The organism is Companilactobacillus sp. HBUAS56275 (genome assembly GCF_036913655.1).
GTDB lineage: Bacteria > Bacillota > Bacilli > Lactobacillales > Lactobacillaceae > Companilactobacillus > Companilactobacillus pullicola.
This window is the reverse complement of sequence record NZ_JAYKKK010000001.1, coordinates 741,228-767,044: the sequence shown is the minus strand read 5'-3', so window position 1 is coordinate 767,044 and position 25,817 is coordinate 741,228. Positions and strand designations below refer to the sequence as shown.

Genomic DNA, 25,817 nt, shown 5'->3' with positions numbered 1-25,817 from the left:
AAGGTCTCTTTTTTTATGGGAGGAGTTATTTAATGACACAAAAGAATCAATCAAATGTTGTAATTGTCACGATTGCCGTGTTTATTGCCACATTTATGACAGCGATAGAGGGTACGATCGTTTCGACAGCTATGCCAACCATTATTGGGAGTTTGCATGGGGTAAGTTTGATGAACTGGGTTTTCTCAATATATTTATTGATGACAGCCGTAGCAACACCAATTTATGGAAAATTATCCGATATCATAGGTCGAAAACCAGTATTGATGATTGGTTTAGTATTATTCGTTATTGGATCTACACTTTGTGCAATGTCTAATTCAATGTTGACATTAATTCTTGCACGTGTGGTTCAGGGTATTGGTTCAGGTGCCATTCAACCATTAACATTTACGATTATTGCTGATATTTATCCTTTGGAAAAACGTGCCAAAATTTTAGGATTTAACGGATCAGCCTGGGGAATTGCCGCTATTATTGCACCATTATTAGGTGGCTTTATTGTTGAAAAATTAAGCTGGCACTGGGTCTTTTTAATTAATTTGCCGGTTGGTTTACTGACAATGAGTTTGATCTGGTTATTCTTTAAAGAAGAAAAACGTGAACATGAGAAATTAAGAATTGATTACGCGGGAACTATTTTATTAATTATGATCTTATTGCCTTTAATGTTGGCACTACAAAATATAGGTAGTAGTAATGTTCTTTTACCAATTGGCTTGACAGTCGTTTCCATCGTTTCTATTTTCTTATTTATTCATGTTGAAAAGCATGTGGCGGATCCAATTCTGCCTTTGGAATTGTTTAAAAATAAAACTTTTGTTATTCAAAACTTGTTAGCCTTAATCGTTAGTGGTTTCCTAATTGGTTTTGAAGCTTATATTCCAACTTGGATGCAAGGAATCCTAGGCTTGAGCCCATCAATGGGTGGATTTGCTGTTACGCCTAGTTCACTGGTATGGATTTTTGGATCATTCTGGGCTGGAACTTTAATAAAAAAAATGGCACCCAATCGTGTCATTTACATAAGTCTTTTCTTTTTAGCTGTTGCTAATGGATTGTTGTTAATGGCTGGGCCTACGACGCCATTTATTTACTTCTGTGGCTTAGCTGCAGTGGCTGGACTTGGCTTTGGTTTAACAATCACAACAACAACTGTCACGGCTCAAACTGTTGTTGATCCTGAAAATGTTGGGGTAGCAACTAGTTTCAATACACTGTTGAGAACTATTGGTCAATCAATGATGGTCTCTGTTTACGGAATTATTTTAAATTCAGCTTTGGCACGAGGAGCAGCGGAAAACAAGAACATTTCGGTCGACATGATGAATAAATTGATTGATCCACAAACTGCAAGTTCCTTGCCACATCAGCTTTTGCCCAAAATGAGACAAATTCTTTTTTCAGGATTGCACAATATTTATGTCGCATCTCTTGTACTATTAGTGTTGGGTTTAATTCTTAATGCCTTTGAGCTGAAGAATCGAAAGATCCTTGGTTCTAAATAATAGAGTATTAAAAGTTATGATTATAGCTGCAAGGGTGTAACCACCTAGCACATCGCTGGGATAGTGAACCCCTAAAAAAATCCGGCTGTAACCAACGAGTAGTACCATAATAATTGTCATTATACTGATGATTGCTTTGATCTTTAGTTGCTTGAAAATATAAAGACTAATAATTAGAAGTGATATATATAATGCAAATGAGCTTGCTGAATGACCACTTGGAAAACTATAACCACCAGCATAAACATAATGGTAATGACTTGGTCTAGGTCGTTCTATTATGTTTTTTATTAGACTGTTGAATAGGGCAACGACGACTTTATTCAAGACTAAATAGATAGCTGCGTAATAATATTTTTTAACTACTAATAGGATAAAAAATATCGCTGCAATTGCTATTGTGGGAAATGTGTCGCCAAGGTTAGTGATTGGTCTGAAGATGCTAAGTGAAAATTGATTATGATGGTAAATTTGTTGTATAAAACTTGCATCGAAATTAGTAATGATTGAACTTTTTTGAGCCACATTTATACTCCAGAAAGTAAAAAATATTACTAAAATGATTAATAAAAGGGATAATTTTTTAGATATTTTCATAATTTTTAGTCTCTCTATTGTTTAAGATTTTGTTAAGAAATATAATAAAGTATAAAGACTTTGAGGGAGAGCAAAATACTTATGGTTATTACACGTCGTGAAAGAAAAATCGAAGATAGTCGATTGACTAGATTAAATAATAAAAGAAGCAAGAATGCAAACTTGCGTAAGAATATGACCATATTAGGTTCTAGTATGTTTGTTGGTGCTGCAGTAGCTGAAGTTGCCAATATCTCCACTCCAACGCCTGTTAAAGCTGAAGCTTTATCTGTAAATAATTTGTTATCTCAAAACTCAGCAGTTACAACTACTCCAGTAAGTTCAAAAGGTGTAGGAGATCAACAATTTATCGATTACATTGGTAACTCTGCTCGAAAGCTTGCCTCAAACAACGACCTTTATGCATCAGTTATGATTGCTCAAGCTATGATTGAAAGTGGCTGGGGAACTAGTGGCTTGGCTAGTGCTCCTAACTACAATCTATTTGGTATCAAGGGTGAATATGACGGTGCATCAGTTAATATGGGTACACAAGAAGATGATGGGACAGGAAATCTTTATTCAATCAGTTCTAACTTTAGAAAGTATCCTTCATATAAGGAATCACTAGAAGACTATGTTTCACTTTTAAGAGGTGGGACAACAGGTAATTCACAATTGTATGCCGGTGCTTGGAAGAGTAATACGGATTCTTATAAAGATGCCACAAAGTTTTTGACTGGCCGTTATGCTACCGATACGACATACGCTGATAAGTTGAATAGCATGATTGAAAAGTACAATCTAACGCAATTCGATGATGCATCTAATAAGACTTACACAGTTGCTGAAGGTGATACTTTACAATCAATCGCTGATAAATTTAATATTTCAGCTGAAGATTTGATGAATATGAATGACCTTAAGACTGATAATTATATTTATCCAGGCAAGACTTTAACTGTCAGCAAAGCTGCTACAACCGCAACATCAACGACTAATACAACTAACGGTGCAACGATGGTTAATACCGCTAATAAAACTGATAAAGATAGTGATGTTGGTAATGTTGGGGATGTCTATGGTAGCAAGCAAGCTCCAGTGGTTGTTCAAGATGAACGTAGTGGAGTAAAGAAGTACGTTCCATCTAACGATTCTGACTCAGATTCGAATGCAATTAATGTTCAAAATGATTATAGCAACAATAATTCTAATAATGATTCAACTGATGAAACTAAGAAGTCAGTTACCGTTCAAAGTGGCGACACAATCGACTCTATTGCTTCACAAGCTGGCACAACAATTGATAATATTAAGAAATTAAATAATCTTAATTCAGATTTATTAGTTGTCGGACAAACATTATTGGTATAAGATATAAAGCAACGGAAGTAGTAGATTATAAAAATACTATTCAGAAAGCGCATGGTGATGTGAATGCGTAGATTTTTATTTTCGAACTCGTCCACTAATCATAGTTGCCGAAACTAAGTAAGTGACTGCGTTTGATCCTCGTTAAGGATTTTGAGAGTCGTACTTATTTAGTGCGGAACTTAGGTGGTAACGCGATAACTCGTCCTATGATTAAATATTTAATCATAGGACTTTTTTTGTATAGGAGGAAAAATATGTACAATCACAACACCGTTGAAAAGAAATGGCAACAGTATTGGAAGGAACATGACACTTTCAAGACGACCAATGATCCCAACAAGAAGAACTTTTATGCTTTGGATATGTTCCCATACCCATCAGGACAAGGTCTTCACGTAGGACATCCAGAAGGATATACAGCAACAGATATTGTTGCTAGAATGAAACGTGCTCAAGGCTACAATGTTTTGCATCCAATGGGCTTTGATGCTTTTGGACTACCAGCTGAACAATATGCTTTGAATACAGGTCATACTCCAGCTGATTTTACAGAAAAAAATATTCAAAATTTCAAGCGTCAAATTAATTCATTAGGTTTCTCATATGATTGGGACCGTGAAGTTCAAACAACTGATCCTAAGTTCTATAAGTGGACACAATGGATCTTTGAACAAATGTACAAAAAAGGTTTAGCTTATGAAGCAGAAGTTCCCGTTAATTGGTCACCAGATCTAGGAACTGTTGTTGCCAATGAGGAAATCATTGACGGTAAGACAGAACGTGGTGGTTTCCCAGTTATCAGAAAACCAATGCGCCAATGGATGCTAAAAATTACGGCCTACGCTGACAGATTGATCGATGACTTGGATGATATCGACTGGCCTGAAAGTATTAAGGAAATGCAAAGAAACTGGATCGGTCGTTCAGTTGGAGCACAAATTACTTTCCCACTAGTTGATCATGATGAAAAGGTCAATATCTTTACTACAAGACCAGATACTGCTTTTGGTGTTCAATATATGGTTCTTGCACCAGAACATGAACTTGTTGATAAAATTACTACACCGGAACAAAAAACAGCTGTTGATGCATATAAGGAAGAAGTTTCCCACAAGTCAGATCTAGATAGAACTGATTTGAATGATGAAAAGACAGGTGTCTTCACTGGTGCCTATGCTATTAACCCTGTTAATGGTGATAAGATTCCGGTTTGGATTTCTGACTATGTTCTTGTTACATATGGTACCGGTGCTGTTATGGCTGTTCCAGCTCATGACGACCGTGATTATGCTTTCTCTAAGAAATTTAATCTACCAATGAAACAAGTTATTGAAGGTAATCTTGAAGATGGAGCAATTACTGGCGACGGTAAGCACATCAACTCTGACTTCTTAGATGGTTTGAACAAAGAAGATGCCATCAATCGTATGGTTGAATATCTAGAAGATAAGGGTATTGGTGAAAAGAAAGTCAATTATCGTCTACGTGATTGGGTCTTCTCTCGTCAAAGATATTGGGGTGAACCAATTCCTGTTATTCATTGGGAAGATGGTACAACTTCACTTGTTCCTGAAGATGAACTTCCACTTGTATTGCCAGAAGATGATGATATTAAGCCATCAGGTACTGGTGAAAGTCCACTAGCTAACTTAACTGATTGGGTAAATGTAGTTGATAAGAATGGTCGTAAAGGTCGTCGTGAAACTAACACAATGCCACAGTGGGCTGGTTCTTCATGGTACTACTTGAGATACATTGATCCACATAATGACAAGCAACTAGCTGATTACGATCTATTGAAACAATGGTTACCAGTTGATCTATACATCGGTGGTGCTGAGCATGCGGTTCTACATCTATTGTATGCAAGATTCTGGCATAAGGTATTGTATGACTTGGGTGTTGTCCCAACTAAAGAGCCATTCCAAAAGCTATATAACCAAGGGATGATCTTAGGTAAGGGTCACGAAAAGATGTCTAAATCAAAGGGTAACGTAGTTAATCCAGATGATGTCGTTGAACAATATGGTGCTGATACTTTGAGAACTTATGAAATGTTCATGGGTCCTTTGGATGCATCAATTGCATGGTCTGAAAATGGACTATCAGGATCAGCCAAGTTCTTGGATCGTGTTTGGAATCTCTTCATCAATGATGATGATTACAGTACATTGCGTGATGATTTCCTAACTGATGAAAATGACGGTAAACTTGATAAAGTTTACAATGAAACAGTTAAGAAAGTTACAGAAGATTACAATGCTTTACGCTTCAATACAGCCATTTCTCAAATGATGGTCTTTGTTAACGAGGCACATAAGGTTGATACAATGCCTAAGGCTTACGCTGAAGGATTAGTTAAACTCTTGGCACCGATTGCTCCTCATATGATGGAAGAAATTTGGAATAAACTAGGCCATTCTGAATCTATTTCATACGCTGCATGGCCAACATATGATGAAAGCAAATTGGTTTCAGATACAGTTGAGATAATCGTTCAAGTTAACGGAAAACTTAGAAATAAGTTGGAAGTAGCTACAGGAACAGCTAAAGATGAATTAGAAAAATTGGCACTTGCTGATGAAAAAGTTAAGAAGTTTACTGAAGGTAAGAATATTGTCAAAGTAATTGTTATTCCTAACAAGATCGTTAACATTGTTGTTAAATAACAAACAAAAAAGGCTTCGGAATTTTATTCCGAAGCCTTTTTAGGTTGAATATCAGACTAAATTGGACATTAAAGGGTGAGGGCTGATACTTGTATCAAATGAATAATTGCGTGAAACTACTTTTTTGTGTAAATGAATAATAATTTTTGCCTAAATATCCAACGAATAATATTCTATCATTAATTGGGTGGTGGAGAATAGCGATTTTTTTGTAAAATTGTCTGAAATTTTCAGGAAGCAAGAAAAATTAATTTGCTTTTTTAATAAATTAAGAGTAATTTAAAATTTTTAGGATGAGAACTTTGCTATAATTAAATGGATAGTTTTTAAGGTGGTGCAAGTTTTGGGCGGAAATAAAAGCCATGATGAAGAAGAAGTAATGCCAGTAATGGATCCCGAAGTATCGTCTCAAGATACGATGTTAAAGGGTTCAGCCTGGATGACAGCTGGTAGTATTTTTTCTCGTATTTTAGGTGCAATATATATTATTCCATGGATGGCATGGATGGGTTCTGATTATCCAGCAGCTAATGCTTTATTTGCAAAAGGATATAATATCTACAGTTTATTCTTGATTGTTTCGACAGCCGGAATTCCGGGTGCTATTTCAAAACAGATTTCTCATTACAATGCTTTGGATCAGTATTCAACTGGTAATAAACTATTTAAACATGGACTCAAGATTATGACGTTCATGGGTGTTATCTTTGGAGCAGTGATGTTCTTTGGAGCACCAGTTTTAGCAACGTTATTTACTGATGGTGACCCACGAAGTATTCCAGTTATCAAATCATTAGCGGTAGCTGTTTTGATTATTCCAGTTTTGAGTATTCTTAGAGGGTATTTACAAGGTTATTCAGACATGGCACCGTCGGCTATTTCACAATTTATTGAACAAATTGCACGTGTAATTTATATGTTGATAGCGACTTATTTGATTATGGTAGTTAATAAAGGAAGTTATATTAACGCCGTTGTTCAATCAACATTTGCTGCTTTTATCGGTGCGGCGGTTGCTATTGCTATTTTAGTTCTAGCAATTCTCAAAAAATTACCGAAACTGAGGCAACTTTCTAGAAACAGTAAACCTGTTGAGAATTTAGATGAAAGAAACTTCACGCGTGAAATCTTTGAACAAGCGGTACCATTCATTATTTTAGATGCCGGTATTACATTCTTTAACTTGTTTGATCAATCAACATTTAATCAATTTATGCGAATGTTTGTTAATGCTACAGGAGCTCAATTGGATAACTACTATTCATTATTTGGATTCCAAGCTAACAAATTAATTATGATCATCGTTTCCTTATCTTCAGCAATGGCTGTAACGGCTGTTCCAATTTTGTCTGGATTATACTCCAAAGGTGATAAGGCAAAGATTGAAGATCAGATTTCGAATACTTTGGAATTGTTCTTCTTCATTATGATTCCAGCTTCATTAGGGATGTACGCTGTAGCTCAGCCATTATGGACGACATTTTATCGTTATGATGCATTGGGTGTTCTGATGTTACAATTTTCATCGGTTATCTCTATTCTGTTAGGGCTTTTCACCGTTCTTTCCGCCGTTTTACAGGCGCTATATCGCAACAAATTGGCAATTAAATATTTCGTTTATGGCTTTATTGTTAAGGTGGTTGTGCAATTGCCAATGATTGGAATTTTCCATGAATTTGGTCCGTTGGTGGCAACGAGTATCGGTATGGCTGTAGTTTCTTGGTTGATGCTAAGAGAATTACACTCGAGTTACCCATTCCAGACTGGTAGACTTTCACGTCGAATTAGTGGAATTATTTTGTTCTCGTTGATCATGTTCATTTCAGTGATGTTCGTTAACTGGGTTGTCTTCCACTTCGTTGGCAATTCAGATCGAATCATCAGTGTGGTAGTTCTGATTCTTGAAGCAGGTCTTGGTGGAGTGATTTACGGCTACTTGGTACTTAAGACATCGTTAGCCGATAAGATATTGGGTTCAAAGGTAGCAGGTATTAGAAGAATTTTTAATATTAAATAAAATTTAGATACTAAATGAAAACAGCTCCTATTAAGTTGTTCAAGTACAATGTCTTGAATAGTTAATAGGGGCTGTTATTTTGTTTGACCAAACTTTTTCATATATTTAGGCAATTTATCGATTATCTTTGAAGGTAAAACAACGTAATTATCTTTATAAAGTTTATCCGCAATTAAACTGTGTATTAGTAGAGCTGCTGAAATGGTTTCAAGGGAATAACCGAATTGACCGATAAATCCTGCCATAATTCCGGTTAAAGTATCACCCATACCGCCAGTTGCCATGCCAGGATTTCCGGCTTGAATTTGGAAAACTTGATCCTGATAATAAATTTCAGATAAGTGTTTTTTTAAGATTAAAACAGCTTGAGGATTTAGACTTTGTAATTGTTTAAAATTATTCTCTGGAGTTTGTTCATTAATGGGAAGGTGAGAAAGTCTTTGCCATTCACCTTGATGAGGCGTCATAACGATATTGGCTTTAGTCTCTAATGGAATGTTTTCTTGGGCAATAAGAGTTAAAGCTGAAGCATCTAAGATTAGTGTTTGATGTTCATTGGTTAGTCTAAGAACCGCTTTGACTAATCCTTTAGCAATTGAGGAGGTACCTAAACCTGGTCCAATAGCAATGACTTCATTATTTTGAATGGCCTGTGCTAAATCGTTTTTTTGATGATAGTCGATCGTCATGGCTTCTGGAATTCTTACGTTAATGGCGGTAAATTTTTCTGGAGTAGTAGCCACAGTAACTAGGCCAGCACCACTATTGACTGCAGCACTGCTACAGAGAATGGCGGCTCCACCAAAGTGTGTTGAACCGGCAATAATAAGAATCTTACCGTAATTTCCCTTGTAAGATTGTGGATTTCTTTGTGTAATTACCTGATTTAAAACATTCTTATTAATTTTTTCCATTACAAGTACCTCCATTTGTAGTATCATTTTAATTGTAATATATATCGGAAGTTAATTATATATTTTGCCACTGTGGCGGAATTGGCAGACGCGCAGCGTTCAGGTCGCTGTCTAGGTTTCTAGGTGCAAGTTCGACTCTTGTCAGTGGCATTTTAATAGTTTCATAGAATTTCATAAAGAGCTAAAACCCTTGATAATAAAGGATTTAGTTCTTTTTATTTTGCTTAAAATCCATAAAAATGCAATCGACTTTGCACGAAAGTTTGCACGATAAGAAAAATATGTAGAAATCAAAAAAAGTGTTCACAAAGCGTGAACACTTTTTAGCAGTAATTTTAGAAATCTTTTTCGCCTAAGGCATGTTGAGCAGCTACGTTTAAGATACTCCATTGTCTGTCAAAGCCTGGTTGGAAGAAGAAGTCAGCATCAGCTAGATCTTCGACGGTCAATTTATGTTGAATTGCTAGAGCCAAAACGTTTCCTTGAGCTGTGATGTCATATGTTGAAAGAACGGCACCACCTAAGAGAACGTGTGAACTAGGATTGAAGAATAGTTGGACTGAAACAATAGGATTATCTTTTCCAGCAGGTACATAGGCTGGTCTGAGGCTTCCTTGATAGAAGGAACTCTTGATTTCCACGTTAGAACGTTGAGCAGTAAAACTATTTAATCCACTTTCAGTGAAATGATAGTCAAAGACACTCAAAGCTGAAGATCCCACAACGCCAGCGAATGGTAGAGCGGGTTTCTTTTCAAATAAGTGTTTTACAACATATCTAGCTTCACGACGAGCTACAGTTGCTAAGGCAATTGGAACATGGTTATTGGCAGGAATTGAATAAGCCAATGTAGCGTCACCGATGGCATAGATGTCTTTTTGGTTAGTTTGAAGATATTCGTTTGTCTTGATCCAGCCACGATCATCTAGATCAATTGTGCCTTTAAGCCAGTCAGTATTAGGTTTAACACCAGCGGCTTGAATGACTAGATCACTAGGATATTCAGCTTGATCTGTTTTGACACTAGTTACAGCATCATTACCAACATACTCTTGGATGTGCGCGCCGGTAACGACCTTTACACCTTTATCTTCGAGATGTTTTTCAAGGATATCAGTCATTTCTTTATCAAGATAAGTTCCTAAAGGACGATCGATTACGTCAAGCAATGTGACATTTTTACCAGCTTTGACACTAGCTTCAGCGGCTTCAATACCGATATAACCAGCACCGACGACGGTAATATTCTTAACGTTTGAATCCTCTAATTTGGCTTTGATTTGAGTTGCCCAATCGAGTCCACGCATTAAGAAGACGTTCTTGAGGTCGTTTCCTGGAATAGGAAGGGACTTAGGAGTTACACCGGAACTTAAGATCAATTTATCGTAAGGATATTCTTGGCTACTGTTGTCTTTAGTACTAATAACAGTAATAACTTTTTTATCAGCATCGATCTTTGTTACTTGATGATTATTTAAAATTTGAACATTTTCATTGGCTGAAAAATCTTCTGGTTTAAAATTACGAACATCGTGAACATCAGTTACACTGTTCTCCAAATAGAGTTCCATACCACAGGACATGAATGAAACGAAATCTCCAGCCTCAAATAGTTTGATATCAATATCATCATAGCGTTTCAATAACTCCAAAATGGATTGATGACCGCCGTGTGATGCACCAACAATAACAACTTTAGTCTTTGACATAAAAGTAACCTCCAATTTCTTAATAAGAATCATTACAATCTAAGAATAACTCTTACTAAGAGGAGTGTCAATTACTAACTTAGTTTACAAATGTGACTATCTTAGTCTTAACTAAAAATTATTTTTGAAATGACTTTAGTTAAATTGCTTGGTGTCAGCGATAAGTCACTTTGTTTTAGGAGAGCATTAATCTCGTTCTTGTTAAGCTCATTTTTTAATTTTTTTAAATATTGAAATCCAGAAATTGTTAAACCGTTGAACTTGATTAAGGTTACGTACTTCAAAGGACTGATGATTCCTGAAATTAAACCATCATTGATCATACTGATCACGGTGTCTTGCATATCATGGATGAGGATTTGATTGTTGTTGTCACTAGCAATATATTCTTTTACCTGAGGATATTTTTGTGAGTCGTCCAATAATTCCTGGAAATCTTGAGGATTCTGTTCAGCTATAATTTCTAAAATCATTTTATACATATCGAAATAATTCATTTGATCACACAACTTTCATAGAGAATTCTATCTACATTATAAGGGTCTAAAAGAAATTTTAAAAACAAAAATGTAAGCCCTTTAAATATGCTATTTGTATATATTGTCATGTTAAAAAATTTGCAAAATTGACCACTAAAACCCCATAATTGTAGGTAGTATAAAGAACTTAGGAGATTATAATTATGATAAAAGAATTCAAAGATTTCATCAGCCGGGGAAATGTTTTAGATTTGGCTGTTGGTGTAATTATGGGTGCTGCTTTTACAGCTATCGTTCAATCCCTTGTAAGTAATTTGATCAATCCCTTAATTGGTTTATTCTTGGGTAAGATTGATTTGAGTAATCTAGTTTTCAAGGTGGGGGACGCAACGTTCAAATACGGAACATTTATTGAGTCGATCATCAACTTCTTGATTATTGCCTTCGTCGTCTTCTTGATTGTCAAAGTGATGAACAAGATCATCAAGAATCGTGAAGAGGAAGAAGAAGCCGAAGAAGATAACAAAGATGAAGAAATAGTTATGTATTTGAAGAAGATTTCCGATTCTTTGGAAGAAAAGGATCATCACGAGAATTAAAAAAGCGTTCATATCAACCATTATTGGTCAATATGAACGCTTTTTGTATTTGTGAGATTAGTAGACACGCTTAAATACTTCACATAGACAAGGAATCAGGTCATTGAATTCTTCGCCAGCTTCTTGATATTCCTTTTTGAAGAAGTCTTCATGAACTTCACGCCAGTACTCAAGAGTTCGATCACCTTCACCTTCATGATAGGCATGTTCAGCACTAACATATTTAAATGGGATAACTTCGGTAACCAGCGTTTCTGTGATACAAAGTGGTTCTTCATTGCCATCTAAAATGATGTTGTAGTCGCCAACTTGAGGCATATATTCATCAGCGGTATAGAGGGCGTATGACGAAGTGGTGGCCGTCTTAGTTCCGTCGTAAACCAGATGTGCTAATTCATCCGGTTCACCACCGAAAATGGTAATGTCTCCCAAAGGGTAATAGAGGGAATTCTTATCTCTCAAAAAATTGAACCAATAATCATGTATTTTTTCTTTGTCCATAAGTGACACCTCAAAATATAAATATTAACTAAATAATATCGTATAAAGCCAAAGAAGACAAAACCAGATTGTGGGTTTTGTCTTCTTTTTTCAATTATTTAATTGAGTCAACGGTTTGCCAAGTCCAATGACTGACATATTTACCGTTAGGTGCTCCATTGGGACCAGAGCGGAAACCAATTTTTAAATTTTTTAGAAGTCGTTTAGTGAAATCCGTTGAATATTCCCATTCATTGGATTCGACTTTACCAGTTGATTTACCGATAATAATATTTTTACTGTTTACTTTTTTATTTTTCCAATAAACGTCATGGAGTAGGTGTTTTCTGATACCTTCATCACTTCTAAGTTCGTCAGGATCGCCTGAGGAACCGGAGTCGTCACCATTGTCGTTATCGTTGTGATTATCCTCTTGTTCTTGATAGAAATTACTCATTGAGAGGCTGATAGCGATGGGGTTAGAATCCTTAGCTCGATAGTCGTCCAAGACAACTTTGCCTTCATCGATTTTAGGCTGTGTCATGCTTTCACTAGCTGGTGAAACGGAGATAGTTCCAAAATCAATTTCTTCGGGAGCTGTCAGAATTAAACTTCCGGCTACATGACGGAAATAGAAGAAATCATTTCCGATATGATCTTCTGTATCGACAATACGCATTTCAACTGTATGAATATCGAAGTCGTTTGCATGCTTAATATCTAGATCTTCGATTTTCCAAGGATTTGATTCGCCCGGTTTAGGATTATCAAGATCTTCGTACAGTATCACTTCATCGCCGTTATCTACTACATAAGAGATACTTTTGATTTGTTTGCTATCTTTGTCGTTCCAATAACCCTCAAGATTAATTTTGTGACTCATAGGATTATATGGTTCTTTTTTGGACGATCCAGGAGAGACCACACTAATTTGAGGTTCCTCTGTTGCAGGTTTTTCGAATTTAATAACATGTTCTTTGATGTTAGAGATGTGACCTTCGTTATCTTTCATGTAGAAACGTAGTTTGTGTCTATTCTCTTTAAATTCGTTAAGTGGAATTTTTTGTCCAGTAATTTCATGATGTTTACCAACAGCGGCATCTTTGTCCGATTGTTTTGCTTTAAATAAGACTTTGTAATCCTCTGGGTCTTCGCTGTCGACTGAATAATACATAGTAACGTCGTTACTGTCGAAGTCGTACCACATACCAGTTAAAGGCAATTCGTTTTGGCTAATAGGTAGGATTTGAGGATTGTCATCAGTACCATTCAAATCTAATTGAATAACAGGACTGAATGTTTTTCCTCGGACGTCGATTTGAGATGTATATTCCATTTCAACAGTCTTACCGGCAGAAAGATCTTGAGGTGCCGTTCGCATAGTTAAACCAGTGTCCCAAGTACTGTCATCTTCTTTAGCTCCCAATCTTCCACCAGCAGCATCGGTCCTTTTGGAGTCTCCAAAGTCGTATTGATCGTCAAAGGCATTAAATAGGTGGTCAGGTACATAAGGAGATGTGAAACGATTAGTTTTTTTGTTGAAAAATTTATTAGAGGTATAGAGTGGGAAACCACTGTTCTTAGGCTTACCAATTTTCCAAGGATAATATCTTTCTCTGGCGGCAATGATACCGACTAATCCGGGATTATAGCTATATCCTTTGGTAGCAAGGTAGGAACTGCTGGTAGAACGGGCAGCCCAAGCATCAGGTCCTTTGGTTTGATTTGTAAAATAACTTGTTCTTACACGGTTATCTTCTGATTGCATATACATACCACGACCATTACCGAGGGTACGTAATTTTAAATAGTTACCAATTCTTTTTCCCTTAGCGTCAGTAATTTCTTTGTTGTCTTCGTTTAGTGACAGATCATGGTTAGAGAAACCAATGAAATTTTTGAAGAGATCACTACCAGTATTTTTGAATTTGATATTGGTAACAACACGTCCCATTTTATTGAAACTAAGTTTGATCGTGGTAGTCAGTTCAGGATTGGGACGATTCTTTTTATTAACAAAGTATGCTTTCTGTTTGAAAACCATCTTTTGTTCTTCCAAACCAGTTTGAGGATTGGTGCGGTAGTAAAACTTAGGCGTGTCGAGCATTGAATAACTTTGACCTAGTTTATTAGGACCAGAGGTACCGGGTACACCTTTTCCATCTGATGGAACAACATAATTGAATAAGTCATTAGAAATGAAGGTCCTAGGTGAACCACTTGGTCGATCTTCAACCCCTAAAGGTGAAAGTCCCATGTTGATGATTTCGGCAGCGTCGTAATCACCTTTTTGGTTATCGCCATAGTGATCAGTATAGATGTGATTACCCGGGGCGTCGGGGCCATCTGTGATTCGGCTACCTTTTTCGGCATAAAGGATAGCTGAACTAGCAGCGGTTAAACTATTGGCACGAGATTTACCATTAGTTTCGTAAGATTCACTGATTGATGCTCGACGAATGGCAAAATTATAATCCCCAAAATAGAGATAAGGACGGGTACTGGTTCCGTCAGAATATTCTTTGATAGGACCTTCACTGATACGAAGATTCTCTGCAAAAATCCATCCGGCTTCACTAGCATCGTCTGCAGCATCATCAATGTCAGACGTTTTGTCGGAATATGGATCCGGTTGATTTAATTCATAGTCAAAAATATTTTCACCATCAGATTTTAAAACGGATAATTGAAATGGCTTTTTATTATTAACGAAGAGTTTGAAAGAATTAGAATCGGCTTTGTCTAATGTGACAGTTGTTTCTAATTTTTCGTTATCAACTTTAACTTTATTTTCCCCAAGTTCTTTCTTTAAGGCTTCGATATCAAGGACATCTTTGATATCGGTTTTTAAAATTAGTTCTTTCTTTTCCTCTAGTACGTAACTGATGACTAGTTCTGTGTTTTCTTTATGTTGGTATTGTTCAGCAATATCAGCATCGGTCATCGGTGCAGCTTTAACGGTAGTGGTAGTTTTAAAGCATAGGAAAAGAATGCTTAAAAATGATAATAAGCATAGTAAAGATATCTTTTTTGATTTCATCAAGTAGCACTCCCTCAAACATGATTTTGATATCTTATCATCTTAATAATTTTTTTCTGGTTCAAGATAATGAAGTCATTTTTATGTGAAATGAAGCACGAAATATTAAGATTTGTATTAAAAATATTAATAAATAACATGCTTTGAGGGGATGTTTATATTGATTATAAAAAAATAATTTATTGAAGAAAATTGTAGTATTTAAAGATATTTGAGATCCATCTAATCGAATAAAAATAACAGCCCCATTAAGAAAATTCAATACACATATATGCTTGAATTCCTTAATGGAGCTGCTTTTATTTAAAAACTGAATTTGAGAAAAGATAATTTCTAGTGCATCTTTTTAATTGGTAGTTCAACGACAAATTCACTACCGTGTGGTAAATTATCTTGAATAAAAATCCTGCCGTGGTGATTCTCTACGATTTGTTTAGCAATTGCCAGTCCTAGACCGTGCCCACCGCTACTTTGATTTCTTGATTTATCAACTCGATAGAAGCGGTGAAAGACCTTAGTTTTATCAGCATCACTGATGCCAACCCCGGTATCTGAAATAATGAATTGATATTTTGAACCTTCAATTTGATCGTAGATCTTGATGGTGCCATTCTTTGGTGTATATTTAGTGGCATTATCTAGCAAAATAATTAGTAGTTGTTTGATCTTATCTCGATCCAAATAAAGGGTAGGGTGATGATAAAGGTTGATTTGAAAGACCTTAGATTGTGAATTGATAATATCTTTGAATGGCTCAATCGGATCTTTAAGAAAGAATTCAGGTTCAGTATATTCAAAGTGTAATTCGGTTGTGGCCTGATCAAATCTAGCAAGGTCTAGTAGGTTATTAGTGAGATTGTTAAGACGACTGACTTCATCTAAAGAAACAGAAATCGATTCAGCTTCGTCAATGATTTTCTTATTTGGCTTTGTTAACATATATTCCAATTTACCTTGAATAATTGTTAAAGGTGTTCTTAGTTCATGGGCGGCATCGTTGACGAATTCGGTCTGCTGTTTCCATGATTTGACGATAGGCAACATGTTGATACGAGCCAAGAAATAAGAGACAACTAAAGCAATGATCCAGAAAATAAAGAAGGTCAACGATAAAATTTTAATAAAGTTATTCATCGCTTGAATCTGAGTATCAATGTTTTGCATGATTAAAACGTAGTGACCAGCGTACATTGGATTATTATTATTTTTTGAGACTTTTATTAATATAGAACGGAAATTCATATTTTTAACAAGTAAAGTTTGTTTCTCATTAATACTTTTCTTGTTTAATTTTATATTTTTAAGTATAGAATATCGATTTCCAAGACTAGATTTATTAAGCAATTTACCTTTATCATTGAAAACTAGAATAGAAGCTTGGAAGGGGGCCTTAGGACTAGGTTCTTTTTTTTTATCTCCAAAACGGCCGTTAGGGTCATGAGGATCTTGAGGGCCATCTTGCTTAATAGCGGGTTGTTTCTTGACTGAAGTTACTTCCTCTCGAATATCTTTATCGATGCTCTTATAAGTAGAAGATTGGAAGAGATTAAAAATGATTAGTCCCAAAGTTAAAAATATAATGGCGAAAGATGCCATGATTGATAGAAATAATTTGAATTGTTGACGACGTGTGATGGTACTTTGTTTAGATTTCATTTTCATCTTGGCAAATATACCCGACATTTCTAATAGTTTTAATCAAATTATCGTTACCGGAGGAACGTAGTTTCTTACGAAGATTACTCATATAAACTTCGACTACAGTAATTGAAGTATCAGAATCGAATCCCCAGATACGTTCGAAAATCTGATCTTTGGTTAAAATCGTATTTTTATTTTGTAATAAATAAACAAGTAAGTCATATTCTTTACCGTTTAATTCGACTTTTTCATTGTTGACCAAAATTTCGTGATTATTCAAATTTACTTCTAAGTTATTAATTTTGATGATTGAATCGTCATTTAAAGCACCACTTCTTTTTAGCAAAGCTTTGACACGAACTAATAATTCCTCACGGTGAAATGGTTTAGTTAAATAATCGTCGGCCCCTAGATTGAAACCATGAACTTTATCATCTAGTTCAGCTTTGGCAGTCAAAATCAAAACGGGGGTACTGATACCGGCGTCTCTAACATTTTTTAATACATCATAGCCGTTCATCTCGGGCAACATGATATCTAAGATGATCAGATCATAAACGTCTTCAATAGCGGCAAACTTTCCACTAAGTCCGTCACTTTCAATATCAACTTCAGAAAAATCTGACAAGAAAGTAGCAATGTTATTTGCCAGGTTCTCATCATCTTCCACTACTAAAATCCTAATATTATTTGACATAGAGATCTCCTTTTATAAATTCTACAAATAATTATAAAGCATAAATTCTAATTTAAGCTTAATTTAAGTTAGTTTGTCTAATCTTGTTCCTGTCGTTAAGAAAGGAATTAAGCAGATGAAAAATTTACAACCGATTTTATTATCGCTTCTAGTTTATTCGGTCATTTGTTTTTTAATCAACATAGCTTTTTAAAGATAGGAGAGATAGATGATGGAATCAAAAGAATCTAGTCGTGTTCAAAAAAATGAACATAACGGCTATCTACATAAATTGAGAAATATTAAATATGACCATTGGTTGATTGCTATTTTAATTTTAGCAGCCTTCTTGTATGCCTGGAATATCTGGGAAGCAGGTGAAGCCAATAATTTCTATACAGCAGCGATCGTTAGTATGACTAAGAGTTTTAAGAACTTTTGGTATGCCAGTTTCGACCCGGCAGGTTTTATTACAGTTGATAAGCCACCGGTAGCGTTATGGTTCATGACCATTAGTGCCAAAATTTTTGGCGTTCATGGTTGGAGTGTCGTGTTACCGTCAATTTTATTTGGAATTGGATCGGTATACCTCATTTACAATATGGTTCAAAAACGTTTTGGTAAGGTTCCAGCCCGTTTAGCCGCTCTGATTATGACCTTAACACCGATTGTCGTAGCGGACTCAAGAACTAATAATATGGATGCCACATTGGTGTTCTTCTTATTACTTTCGGTTTGGTTCGTTCAAAAGGCGGTAATGAATAAGCAACAACGATATCTTTGGATTGGTTTTGCTTTAATCGGCTTTTCTTTCAATATTAAAATGTTACAAGCTTTCATGATTTTACCAGCACTCTATTTGTATTATTGGATTGCTAGTGACGTTAAATGGAAAAAGAAATTGGTCCATTTATCAATAGCCACAGTTTTCTTAGCTATTTTTACATTAATTTGGCCTCTGTCAGTCGATATGACTAATTCGAATAGTCGTCCCTATGAAGGTGGCTCGGAAACTAACTCAGCTTTGGAATTAGCTTTTGGTTATAACGGAACCCAAAGATTATTAGGACAAACTACTGGTACAGGTGGAGCGTTCCCAGGGATGTCTAGCTCTAAAAAGAGTAGTAAATCTATGACTCCACCAAGTGGATCTAAGAGTAAAAAGATGGGCAATCCTCCATCTAATTCAAGTAAGTCTAATGGTGCCCCTGAGATTCCAACTGGAGGTCAAGGACAACCTGGTGGAAATAGTCAAAAAGGTGGTGGAGCAGGTACTGGTGGTGCCGGCGGCGGTGCTTTCAATATTGGTACTGCTGGACCACTTAGATTATTCCAGAAAGAATTAGGGCCACAAATTAGTTGGTTATTACTGATAGCCTTGTTTGGTTTAATTTCCAGTTTTGCCTACTATCGTGGTTCAAAGATGAAGAAATGGTACTCCCTCAATCCGCAAAGAAAAGAGCTTTGGCTTTGGGTAGGTTGGTTAGTTCCAGTAGCTGGATTCTTCTCAGTTGCTAGTTTCTTCCATCCTTATTACACAATTATGTTAGCTCCAGCTATTGCTGTTTTAGCCGGAATTGGAATTTACACTATGGTTCAACAGTGGCGTGAGAAATCACTTTGGGCAATGCTTTTACCATTGTCGATTCTTTCAACAAGTATTTTACAGGCTTGGTATTTAACTGATTATTATCCAACTTTGTCATGGATCTTGTTGATTGCTGGAATTATTATTTCGATTCCACTATTCGTGCTTCCTTGGATTGCTATTAAATTGAAGAATAAACGTATTTGGCCAACAATTGCCTTAATTTTAATTATGTTGGCACCTAGTTATTGGTCATTGACACCAACTTTGGCTGGTTCTAGTGATGGTATACCTAGTGCAGGTCCATCATTATTATCGAGTGCCGGCGGTGGTGGCGGTATGGGAAATTCTCAAACCGACTCGACCTTGCTTAAGTATTTGGAAAAACATCAAGGTAATGCTGAATATCTTTTTGCTACAGACGATTCTAGTACTGCTGCACCTTATATCATTGCAACCGGTAAGGCTGTTATGGCAATGGGTGGATTCAACGGTACTGATAAGGCTATTACATTGAAGCAATTTAAGAAGTTAGTCAAAGAAGGTAAAGTGAAGTATTACTATTCTGGTGGCAAGACCGGCGGTTCTAATACTGAAATTGTCAACTGGATCAAGAAACATGCTAAGAAGGTTAAGTTAAGCAGTTCAAGCAATAGTCAAATTGCATCTAGTTCTGTAACTGTAGCTTCAAAAACAGAAGGCAGCGCACCAAGTTCTAACGGTGGTAATCCTGGTTCAGGGCAAGGTGGTATGCCTAGTGGTAAAGCACCTTCTGGACAAACGGGATCTACTCCACCAAGTGGTTCGAAACCAAGTAAAAAGCCATCAGGTACAAAGAATACAGCACCTAATGGTAATAGTGGCGCACCAAGTGGTATGAAGAAGCCAACAGGTAAGAAGAAATTAACGAAGAAACAATTAAAGAAAATGAAGAAATCAAGTAAATCAAGCGGTCCATCTATGGGCGGCGGTATGGGTGGCCCTGGTCAATCAGGTACCTTATATGATTTATCAAGTATTTATAAGTAAATTAGAAAGGAATGATTGGCGATGGATCAATTAATATCAATAGTATTACCAGTTTTCAATGAAGAGGCCGGAATTCAGGTCACCATTGATACATTACTTAATTACATCGAGCAACAAGAAGAACGATATGAACTAATTTTTGTCGATGATGGTTCAAAAGATAAATCGGTTCCAATCATTAAACGAGCACTAGCTCAGAATGACAGTATTAAATTGGTTGAATTCTCACGTAACTTTGGGCATCAGATAGCTATTACGGCCGGTCTGAATTATGCCAAAGGTGATGCAGTTGTGGTCATGGATGCCGATCTGCAAGATCCTCCTGAAGTTATTCCCCAAATGATTGAAAAATGGCATGAAGGCTATGAAATTGTTTATGGTAAAAGGATGCAACGTGATGGCGAGACTGTCTTTAAGAAGTTTACTGCTAAGATGTTCTATCGTACCTTTAGAAAATTAGCTACAATTGATATGCCTTTGGATACGGGTGATTTTCGACTGATGGATCGTAAAGCAGTCAATCAATTGATGAAGCTGCATGAGAAAGATCCATTCGTAAGAGGACAGGTCACTTGGATCGGCTTTAAGCAGACTAGTGTTAAATATCATCGTCAGGAGAGAATTGCCGGAGAGACGAAATATCCACTTTCTAAGATGATTAAATTAGCATTAGATGGAATTACATCTTTTTCGATGAAACCATTACAATTTGTCAATATTTTCTCGGTCGTACCTCTAGTAAGTAGTGTTTTTTATCTAGGTTATTTGATAGCTAGTCGAAATTATAATGCTGCATCAGTTGGAGTAACTATTCTGTTATTTAGTTTAGGATTATTGATGCTATCCATTGGTATACTAGGCAGTTATCTCGGTCGTGTTTTGGATCAAGTCAACGATCGTCCTAGATATATTGTCAGTAAGACTGAAGGTTTTGAAGAGAGAAATAATGGGATTCATAAATTCAATGCACGACAAATCAATAACTGATCTTTAAAATTAAAAAGTTTTCATACTGTTTAATTAAGATAGAATGTGTTACAGTAATGGTAAATTTGATAAGTTGAAAGTTGTTTGATGGACAACTTTCGCATCAAATTGAACATGAACTATCCCATTCATAAAAAAGAAGCTGACGAACACCCAGTCGTCAGCCTCTTTTTTTGTCTATTGATATGTTTTTAGTAAACGTCACCGTTGTAGATTGAGTTCTTTACAATGACATAGTCAACTTTTCTTAGTGATTCAAGATCTTTACCACCACCATATGATATGGAAGATTGTAGATCCTGTTGCATTTCAGTCAAAGTATCCATTATCTTACCTTTATATGGAACAAGCATTCTTTTACCTTCGACATTTTTGTATTCGCCTTTTTGGTATTGGGATGCTGATCCAAAGTAAGCCTTATACTTTTGACCATCTTGTTCGATAACTTTACCAGGTGATTCTTCATGACCAGCAAGTAGGGAACCAATCATGACCATGCTAGCACCGAAACGAATTGACTTGGCAATATCGCCATCATTTCTAACACCACCGTCAGCGATGATGGGTTTACTAGCAGCTTTGGCACATAATCTGATAGCAGCTAATTGCCAACCACCAGTACCAAAACCAGTTTTTAATTTAGTGATACAAACTTTACCAGGTCCAATACCAACTTTAGTAGCATCAGCTCCGGCATTTTCTAATTCTCTAACAGCTTCAGGAGTACCAACGTTACCGGCAATTAAGAAACTTTCAGGAATATTTTGTTTGATATATTTAATCATTTTAATGACACGATCACTGTGACCATGTGCAACGTCAATCGTAATATAGTCAGGAGTTAGGTTTTGAGCTGTTAATTGGTCAATAAATTTGAATTCGTCTTCCTTTATACCAACACTGATAGAAGTAAAGAGACCTTTTTGTTGCATGTCCTTTATAAAATCAATTCTAGTTTCGGGTTCAAAACGATGCATAATGTAAAAGTAACCATTTTCAGCTAACTTTTCAGCCAATTTTTCATCCAGGATAGTTTGCATGTTAGCTGGAACTACTGGAATCTTAAAAGTTTTAGGTCCAAATTGTATACTTGTATCACATTCTGAACGACTGTCCACGATACATTTGTTCGGTATTAGTTGAATATCTTCATAGTCAAAAACTTGCATTTATTATTCACTCCATTAATGACGAACAATTATTATTTTTATATTCAATTTCGTTCGCATATATAATTTAACTGGTTATGGGTCAGATGTCAAATATATTCTTCGGCTAATTCGGGTTATTGTGATAGAATTTTCATATACAAAAGAATTTGTATATTGTTAGTTAGTATTTTTTTAATAATATGTTGATAAATAATTGACAGTGAAACCTGTAATTGGTATTATCATCATATTATTAATTAAACCTTATATTAATAACGTTTATTAGAAGTCTACAAAAAATTGGTATATACAATAGGAGTGGCTAAAAATGCAACATTATACTGCAGAAGATATTACAAAAATGGTAAAAGATGAAAACGTTGAGTTTATTTGTTTAATGTTTACAGATATCAACGGTATCATCAAAAATGTTGAAGTTCCTGTATCCCAACTGGATAAGGTATTAGCAAACAAGATTACTTTTGATGGTTCATCAATTGATGGATTTACTCGTATTGAAGAAAGTGATATGTTACTACATCCAGATCTATCAACATGGTTGATTTTCCCATGGGGTGAAGAACACGGTAAGGTAGCACGTTTGATCTGTGATATTTACAAATCAGATGGCACACCATTTGAAGGTGACCCTCGTGTTAACCTCAAACGTATTATTAGTAAGATGAAAAAGATGGGTTACACTAATTTCAATATTGGTTCAGAACCCGAATTCTTCCTATTCAATCGTGATGAACAAGGTAATCCTACATTACATCTAAACGATGACGGTAGTTACTTTGACTTTTCACCAGTTGATCTAGGTGTTAACGTTCGTAAAGATATTGTTCTTGTTCTTGAAAAGATGGGCTTTGAAGTTGAAGCTAGTCACCATGAAGTTGCTCCCGGACAACAAGAAATTGATTTCAAGTATCAAGATGCTTTGTCAGCTGCAGATAGCATTGAGACATTTAAATTAGTTGTTAAAACAATTGCTAGAAAGAATAATTTATACGCAACATTTATGCCAAAACCAGTTCAAGGTATTAATGGTTCAGGTATGCACATCAATATGTCATTATTTAAAGATGATACAAATATCTTTGATGATGCTAATGATATGTTATCCGATACAGCTAAAGAATTTATGAGTGGCGTTTTAAAACACGCTCGTGCTTTGACTGCTGTTAATAATCCAACTGTTAACTCATATAAACGTTTAGTTCCAGGCTTTGAAGCTCCAACATATATTGCTTGGGCAAGTAAGAACCGTTCACCATTGATCCGAGTACCAGCTGCATCAGGTAAGTCAAAACGTATTGAAATTAGAAGTGTGGACCCAACAACAAATCCATACCTATCAATTGCATGTATTCTAGATGCTGGATTAGATGGTATTAAAAATAATTACGCACTAATGCCAGAAGTTAAAGATAATATTTATCATATGAGTGATGATGAACGTCGTAAGGAAGGTATCGTTGATTTACCTTCAACATTGCACAATGCTTTAAAGGCATTACGTAAAGACGAATATGTTCAACAATCACTTGGTAAGGATCTAACAAATAGTTTGTTTGCTGCTAAGAATGCCGAATGGGCAAGATATCAACAAACAGTTTCCCAATGGGAAAGAGATACTTACATGTCACAATATTAAATTACGAAATCAAATTAGATAAATATTTCTAGTTTGAATTATTGATACTGAAAAGACGTTCATATTAACCAATGTGTGGTTAATGTGAACGTCTTTTTTGTTTGAAAACTGAATATATTAACTGTTGTGGTGGAAGGATGTCGTCGAAAGTAGAAAATCTGTGAGCCACTGGAACGTAGTGGACACGGCTTGAAGCTAATGATTTTGCACTTTGTGCAAAATCATGGATCTCCAAGTCCGGTCTTCTGGTAACCTTGCTTCGCAAGCTAACCAGAATATCACCACTGAGGGCTCACAGATTTTCTACTACCGACTGTATTTCTGGTTCTATTATTATTTACTAAAATCGCAGTATTTGAATAGATTTACGTAAGTAATTAGATAAGTTTTATGAATTTTGTTATAAGAAAAAGATAGAAATATATGAGTATATCCAAAATTTTTTAGTGAATGTTATTTTACACTATCCAATATATTAAGAAATATGCAAATAGAATAGGATATTAGTCCGGAACAAAAATTGGGAATGCGTTCAGCTATGAAATCATTGTAACCGGCTATGCCGGTTACAATGAGGCCGACTTCGAAGATCCATTATTTTGCACGAAGTGTAAAATAATTAGCTCCAAATCGTGCCCATAGCGTTCCAACAGCATTCCCAATTTTTGTGGAGGACGGCAGTTTAAGCACATCTCCATCTCTATCCTATGATTAAAATAATACAAAAATATAGACTATACGTTTATACTTAGAATAATAATTTATATTGAAGGGAGCGTTTAGATGGCTTATTCAATTGGACAAGTGGCTGAGAAAACAGGCCTTTCAAGTTACACTTTACGTTACTACGACAAAGAAGGATTGATGCCTTTCGTACATCGTGATGGTAACGGTCGTCGTGAATTTACTGAAAATGACATGGATTTTGTTGACTTGATTTCATGCTTAAAAGAGACTGGTATGTCTTTGAAAGAAATCAGAGAATTCGTCAATATGTCGATGGAAGGTAATATTACTTTGGAACAAAGATTGGCTATGTTCAAAAAGCAACGTGACGAAGTAATGCGTCAAATCGCCCAGTCTGAAAAGTATTTGGAGAAACTTGATCATAAAGTTAAATATTTTGAAGCTGCTTGTGCCGCTGGTTCTGAAGAAGGTCTGGAAGATTTCTGTGATACTTTGGAAGCAGCTTCAAAAGCTAGTCAATCTATGAATAACTAATTTTTTATTTACACAGTTTTTTCTGGAAATCAGTTTTTTTTAATGTTAAGATTTAGCGTAATCAAAATTCTGATTACTGCTTTCCCCCCAGAGAGCAGAAAAGGTCCCAGCGTAAGCTGGGACCTTTTTTAGTTGTTATTAATCTCTAGTGATACCAAGAACTGCAGTCGTTTTAATAGAATTATTATTACCTTTACCGATGGTTAACCAGTCAGCAGCACTGATTAAGCCTTCAAGCTTATTTTCTTCATCATCTTCAGTAACTTTTCCGTCTTCAAAACTACCTTTAAAAATGAGGTCTAGATAATAATGATCAGCGTTACTTGCCATCAGAGATGATTGATACTTCCAAGCCGCAAGATAAGTGTCTTCATTGATAGGAATGTTTTTACCGTTAATTAAGTTAATATTCAAAGCCATGATAGCGCCTCCCTTAAATTTGATTATAGCAAAGTTTAAAGACCATATTTCTATGGGATCGAAAATATTCCAAATATAGGAA

The 25,817-nt window shown here is 35.7% G+C and carries 19 protein-coding genes, 1 tRNA gene and 1 other annotated feature; of the genes, 10 read left to right on the top strand and 10 right to left on the bottom strand.

The window, feature by feature from the left end; translation table 11 throughout:
• The first annotated feature begins 32 nt into the window (after positions 1-32).
• Positions 33-1,508, top strand: coding sequence for an MDR family MFS transporter (locus U8526_RS03550; protein ID WP_334340589.1), 1,476 nt, complete (start codon positions 33-35; stop codon positions 1,506-1,508).
• Here the strand turns inward: U8526_RS03550 and U8526_RS03545 are convergent.
• Positions 1,455-2,105 carry a phosphatase PAP2 family protein gene (locus U8526_RS03545; protein ID WP_334340588.1) on the bottom strand — a complete coding sequence of 217 codons (651 nt, stop codon included), beginning with the start codon at positions 2,103-2,105 and terminating at the stop codon, positions 1,455-1,457. The genes U8526_RS03550 and U8526_RS03545 overlap by 54 nt on opposite strands.
• An 81-nt stretch (positions 2,106-2,186) precedes the next feature.
• Between U8526_RS03545 and U8526_RS03540 the strand changes: the two genes are divergently transcribed.
• From U8526_RS03540 to U8526_RS03530, 3 genes are all read left to right on the top strand, one after another.
• Entirely contained in the window at positions 2,187-3,458 is a 1,272-nt protein-coding gene (locus U8526_RS03540; protein WP_334340587.1) for a glucosaminidase domain-containing protein, read from the top strand.
• Positions 3,453-3,668 (top strand) — a binding site (T-box leader). Its footprint overlaps the gene before it by 6 nt.
• A gap of 44 nt (positions 3,669-3,712) precedes the next feature.
• Positions 3,713-6,127 (top strand): leucine--tRNA ligase, encoded by a 2,415-nt coding sequence (gene leuS, locus U8526_RS03535; protein ID WP_334340586.1) that lies wholly within the window; start codon positions 3,713-3,715, stop codon positions 6,125-6,127.
• Between the two features lie 379 nt (positions 6,128-6,506).
• Positions 6,507-8,144 carry a putative polysaccharide biosynthesis protein gene (locus tag U8526_RS03530; RefSeq protein ID WP_442886188.1) on the top strand — a complete coding sequence of 546 codons (1,638 nt, stop codon included), beginning with the start codon at positions 6,507-6,509 and terminating at the stop codon, positions 8,142-8,144.
• Between the two features lie 74 nt (positions 8,145-8,218).
• Here U8526_RS03530 and U8526_RS03525 read toward each other — a convergent pair whose 3' ends face one another.
• A complete protein-coding gene (locus U8526_RS03525; RefSeq protein WP_334340585.1) occupies positions 8,219-9,058 on the bottom strand; it encodes an NAD(P)H-hydrate dehydratase in 840 nt (279 codons plus the stop codon).
• Positions 9,059-9,124: 66 nt separating this feature from the next.
• Here U8526_RS03525 and U8526_RS03520 point away from each other — a divergent pair.
• Positions 9,125-9,208: transfer RNA gene (locus tag U8526_RS03520), tRNA-Leu, on the top strand.
• 185 nt (positions 9,209-9,393) lie between these two features.
• On the opposite strand, the gene U8526_RS03515 is transcribed toward U8526_RS03520, so the two are convergent.
• Both U8526_RS03515 and U8526_RS03510 read right to left on the bottom strand, forming a co-directional pair.
• A complete protein-coding gene (locus tag U8526_RS03515) occupies positions 9,394-10,767 on the bottom strand; it encodes an FAD-dependent oxidoreductase (RefSeq protein ID WP_334340584.1) in 1,374 nt (457 codons plus the stop codon).
• A gap of 107 nt (positions 10,768-10,874) precedes the next feature.
• On the bottom strand, positions 10,875-11,264 hold the full coding sequence (locus tag U8526_RS03510) for a hypothetical protein (protein WP_334340583.1): 390 nt from the start codon (positions 11,262-11,264) through the stop codon (positions 10,875-10,877).
• 185 nt (positions 11,265-11,449) lie between these two features.
• Between U8526_RS03510 and mscL the strand changes: the two genes are divergently transcribed.
• On the top strand, positions 11,450-11,845 hold the full coding sequence (gene mscL / locus U8526_RS03505) for a large-conductance mechanosensitive channel protein MscL (RefSeq protein WP_334340582.1): 396 nt from the start codon (positions 11,450-11,452) through the stop codon (positions 11,843-11,845).
• A 57-nt stretch (positions 11,846-11,902) separates the two neighbouring features.
• Here mscL and U8526_RS03500 read toward each other — a convergent pair whose 3' ends face one another.
• The 4 genes from U8526_RS03500 to U8526_RS03485 all read right to left on the bottom strand — a co-directional run bounded on the left by U8526_RS03500 (position 11,903) and on the right by U8526_RS03485 (position 17,703).
• Positions 11,903-12,346: an ASCH domain-containing protein gene (locus tag U8526_RS03500; RefSeq protein WP_334340581.1), complete on the bottom strand. Its 444-nt coding sequence runs from the start codon at positions 12,344-12,346 to the stop codon at positions 11,903-11,905.
• A gap of 94 nt (positions 12,347-12,440) precedes the next feature.
• Positions 12,441-15,365: a hypothetical protein gene (locus U8526_RS03495; RefSeq protein ID WP_334340580.1), complete on the bottom strand. Its 2,925-nt coding sequence runs from the start codon at positions 15,363-15,365 to the stop codon at positions 12,441-12,443.
• 333 nt (positions 15,366-15,698) lie between these two features.
• Entirely contained in the window at positions 15,699-17,021 is a 1,323-nt protein-coding gene (locus tag U8526_RS03490; protein ID WP_334340578.1) for a sensor histidine kinase, read from the bottom strand.
• Positions 17,011-17,703 (bottom strand): response regulator transcription factor, encoded by a 693-nt coding sequence (locus U8526_RS03485; protein WP_334340577.1) that lies wholly within the window; start codon positions 17,701-17,703, stop codon positions 17,011-17,013. The genes U8526_RS03490 and U8526_RS03485 overlap by 11 nt, the downstream gene beginning before the upstream one ends.
• A 211-nt stretch (positions 17,704-17,914) precedes the next feature.
• Here U8526_RS03485 and U8526_RS03480 point away from each other — a divergent pair, with 211 nt between their 5' ends.
• A complete protein-coding gene (locus U8526_RS03480; protein ID WP_334340616.1) occupies positions 17,915-20,299 on the top strand; it encodes a glycosyltransferase family 39 protein in 2,385 nt (794 codons plus the stop codon).
• A 21-nt stretch (positions 20,300-20,320) separates the two neighbouring features.
• Positions 20,321-21,286, top strand: coding sequence for a glycosyltransferase family 2 protein (locus U8526_RS03475; RefSeq protein WP_334340576.1), 966 nt, complete (start codon positions 20,321-20,323; stop codon positions 21,284-21,286).
• A 191-nt stretch (positions 21,287-21,477) separates the two neighbouring features.
• Here the strand turns inward: U8526_RS03475 and guaC are convergent, their stop codons facing one another.
• Complete coding sequence (gene guaC / locus U8526_RS03470; protein ID WP_334340575.1) at positions 21,478-22,455, bottom strand: GMP reductase; 978 nt, start codon at positions 22,453-22,455, stop codon at positions 21,478-21,480.
• Positions 22,456-22,765: 310 nt separating this feature from the next.
• On the opposite strand from guaC, the gene glnA reads away from it, so the two are divergent.
• Both glnA and U8526_RS03460 read left to right on the top strand, forming a co-directional pair.
• Positions 22,766-24,094: a type I glutamate--ammonia ligase gene (gene glnA / locus U8526_RS03465; RefSeq protein WP_334340574.1), complete on the top strand. Its 1,329-nt coding sequence runs from the start codon at positions 22,766-22,768 to the stop codon at positions 24,092-24,094.
• A gap of 783 nt (positions 24,095-24,877) precedes the next feature.
• Positions 24,878-25,315: a MerR family transcriptional regulator gene (locus U8526_RS03460; protein ID WP_334340573.1), complete on the top strand. Its 438-nt coding sequence runs from the start codon at positions 24,878-24,880 to the stop codon at positions 25,313-25,315.
• Positions 25,316-25,453: 138 nt separating this feature from the next.
• Here U8526_RS03460 and U8526_RS03455 read toward each other — a convergent pair whose 3' ends face one another.
• A complete protein-coding gene (locus U8526_RS03455) occupies positions 25,454-25,735 on the bottom strand; it encodes a hypothetical protein (RefSeq protein ID WP_334340572.1) in 282 nt (93 codons plus the stop codon).
• Positions 25,736-25,817 lie beyond the last annotated feature (82 nt).

Bases quoted from the DNA above. Each gene is read 5' to 3' on its own strand.
- U8526_RS03550 (WP_334340589.1), top strand. From the start codon at position 33: ATGACACAAAAGAATCAATCAAATGTTGTAATTGTCACGATTGCCGTG.
- U8526_RS03545 (WP_334340588.1), bottom strand. From the start codon at position 2,105: ATGAAAATATCTAAAAAATTATCCCTTTTATTAATCATTTTAGTAATA.
- U8526_RS03540 (WP_334340587.1), top strand. From the start codon at position 2,187: ATGGTTATTACACGTCGTGAAAGAAAAATCGAAGATAGTCGATTGACT.
- leuS (WP_334340586.1), top strand. From the start codon at position 3,713: ATGTACAATCACAACACCGTTGAAAAGAAATGGCAACAGTATTGGAAG.
- U8526_RS03530 (WP_442886188.1), top strand. From the start codon at position 6,507: ATGCCAGTAATGGATCCCGAAGTATCGTCTCAAGATACGATGTTAAAG.
- U8526_RS03525 (WP_334340585.1), bottom strand. From the start codon at position 9,058: ATGGAAAAAATTAATAAGAATGTTTTAAATCAGGTAATTACACAAAGA.
- U8526_RS03515 (WP_334340584.1), bottom strand. From the start codon at position 10,767: ATGTCAAAGACTAAAGTTGTTATTGTTGGTGCATCACACGGCGGTCAT.
- U8526_RS03510 (WP_334340583.1), bottom strand. From the start codon at position 11,264: ATGAATTATTTCGATATGTATAAAATGATTTTAGAAATTATAGCTGAA.
- mscL (WP_334340582.1), top strand. From the start codon at position 11,450: ATGATAAAAGAATTCAAAGATTTCATCAGCCGGGGAAATGTTTTAGAT.
- U8526_RS03500 (WP_334340581.1), bottom strand. From the start codon at position 12,346: ATGGACAAAGAAAAAATACATGATTATTGGTTCAATTTTTTGAGAGAT.
- U8526_RS03495 (WP_334340580.1), bottom strand. From the start codon at position 15,365: ATGAAATCAAAAAAGATATCTTTACTATGCTTATTATCATTTTTAAGC.
- U8526_RS03490 (WP_334340578.1), bottom strand. From the start codon at position 17,021: ATGAAATCTAAACAAAGTACCATCACACGTCGTCAACAATTCAAATTA.
- U8526_RS03485 (WP_334340577.1), bottom strand. From the start codon at position 17,703: ATGTCAAATAATATTAGGATTTTAGTAGTGGAAGATGATGAGAACCTG.
- U8526_RS03480 (WP_334340616.1), top strand. From the start codon at position 17,915: ATGGAATCAAAAGAATCTAGTCGTGTTCAAAAAAATGAACATAACGGC.
- U8526_RS03475 (WP_334340576.1), top strand. From the start codon at position 20,321: ATGGATCAATTAATATCAATAGTATTACCAGTTTTCAATGAAGAGGCC.
- guaC (WP_334340575.1), bottom strand. From the start codon at position 22,455: ATGCAAGTTTTTGACTATGAAGATATTCAACTAATACCGAACAAATGT.
- glnA (WP_334340574.1), top strand. From the start codon at position 22,766: ATGCAACATTATACTGCAGAAGATATTACAAAAATGGTAAAAGATGAA.
- U8526_RS03460 (WP_334340573.1), top strand. From the start codon at position 24,878: ATGGCTTATTCAATTGGACAAGTGGCTGAGAAAACAGGCCTTTCAAGT.
- U8526_RS03455 (WP_334340572.1), bottom strand. From the start codon at position 25,735: ATGGCTTTGAATATTAACTTAATTAACGGTAAAAACATTCCTATCAAT.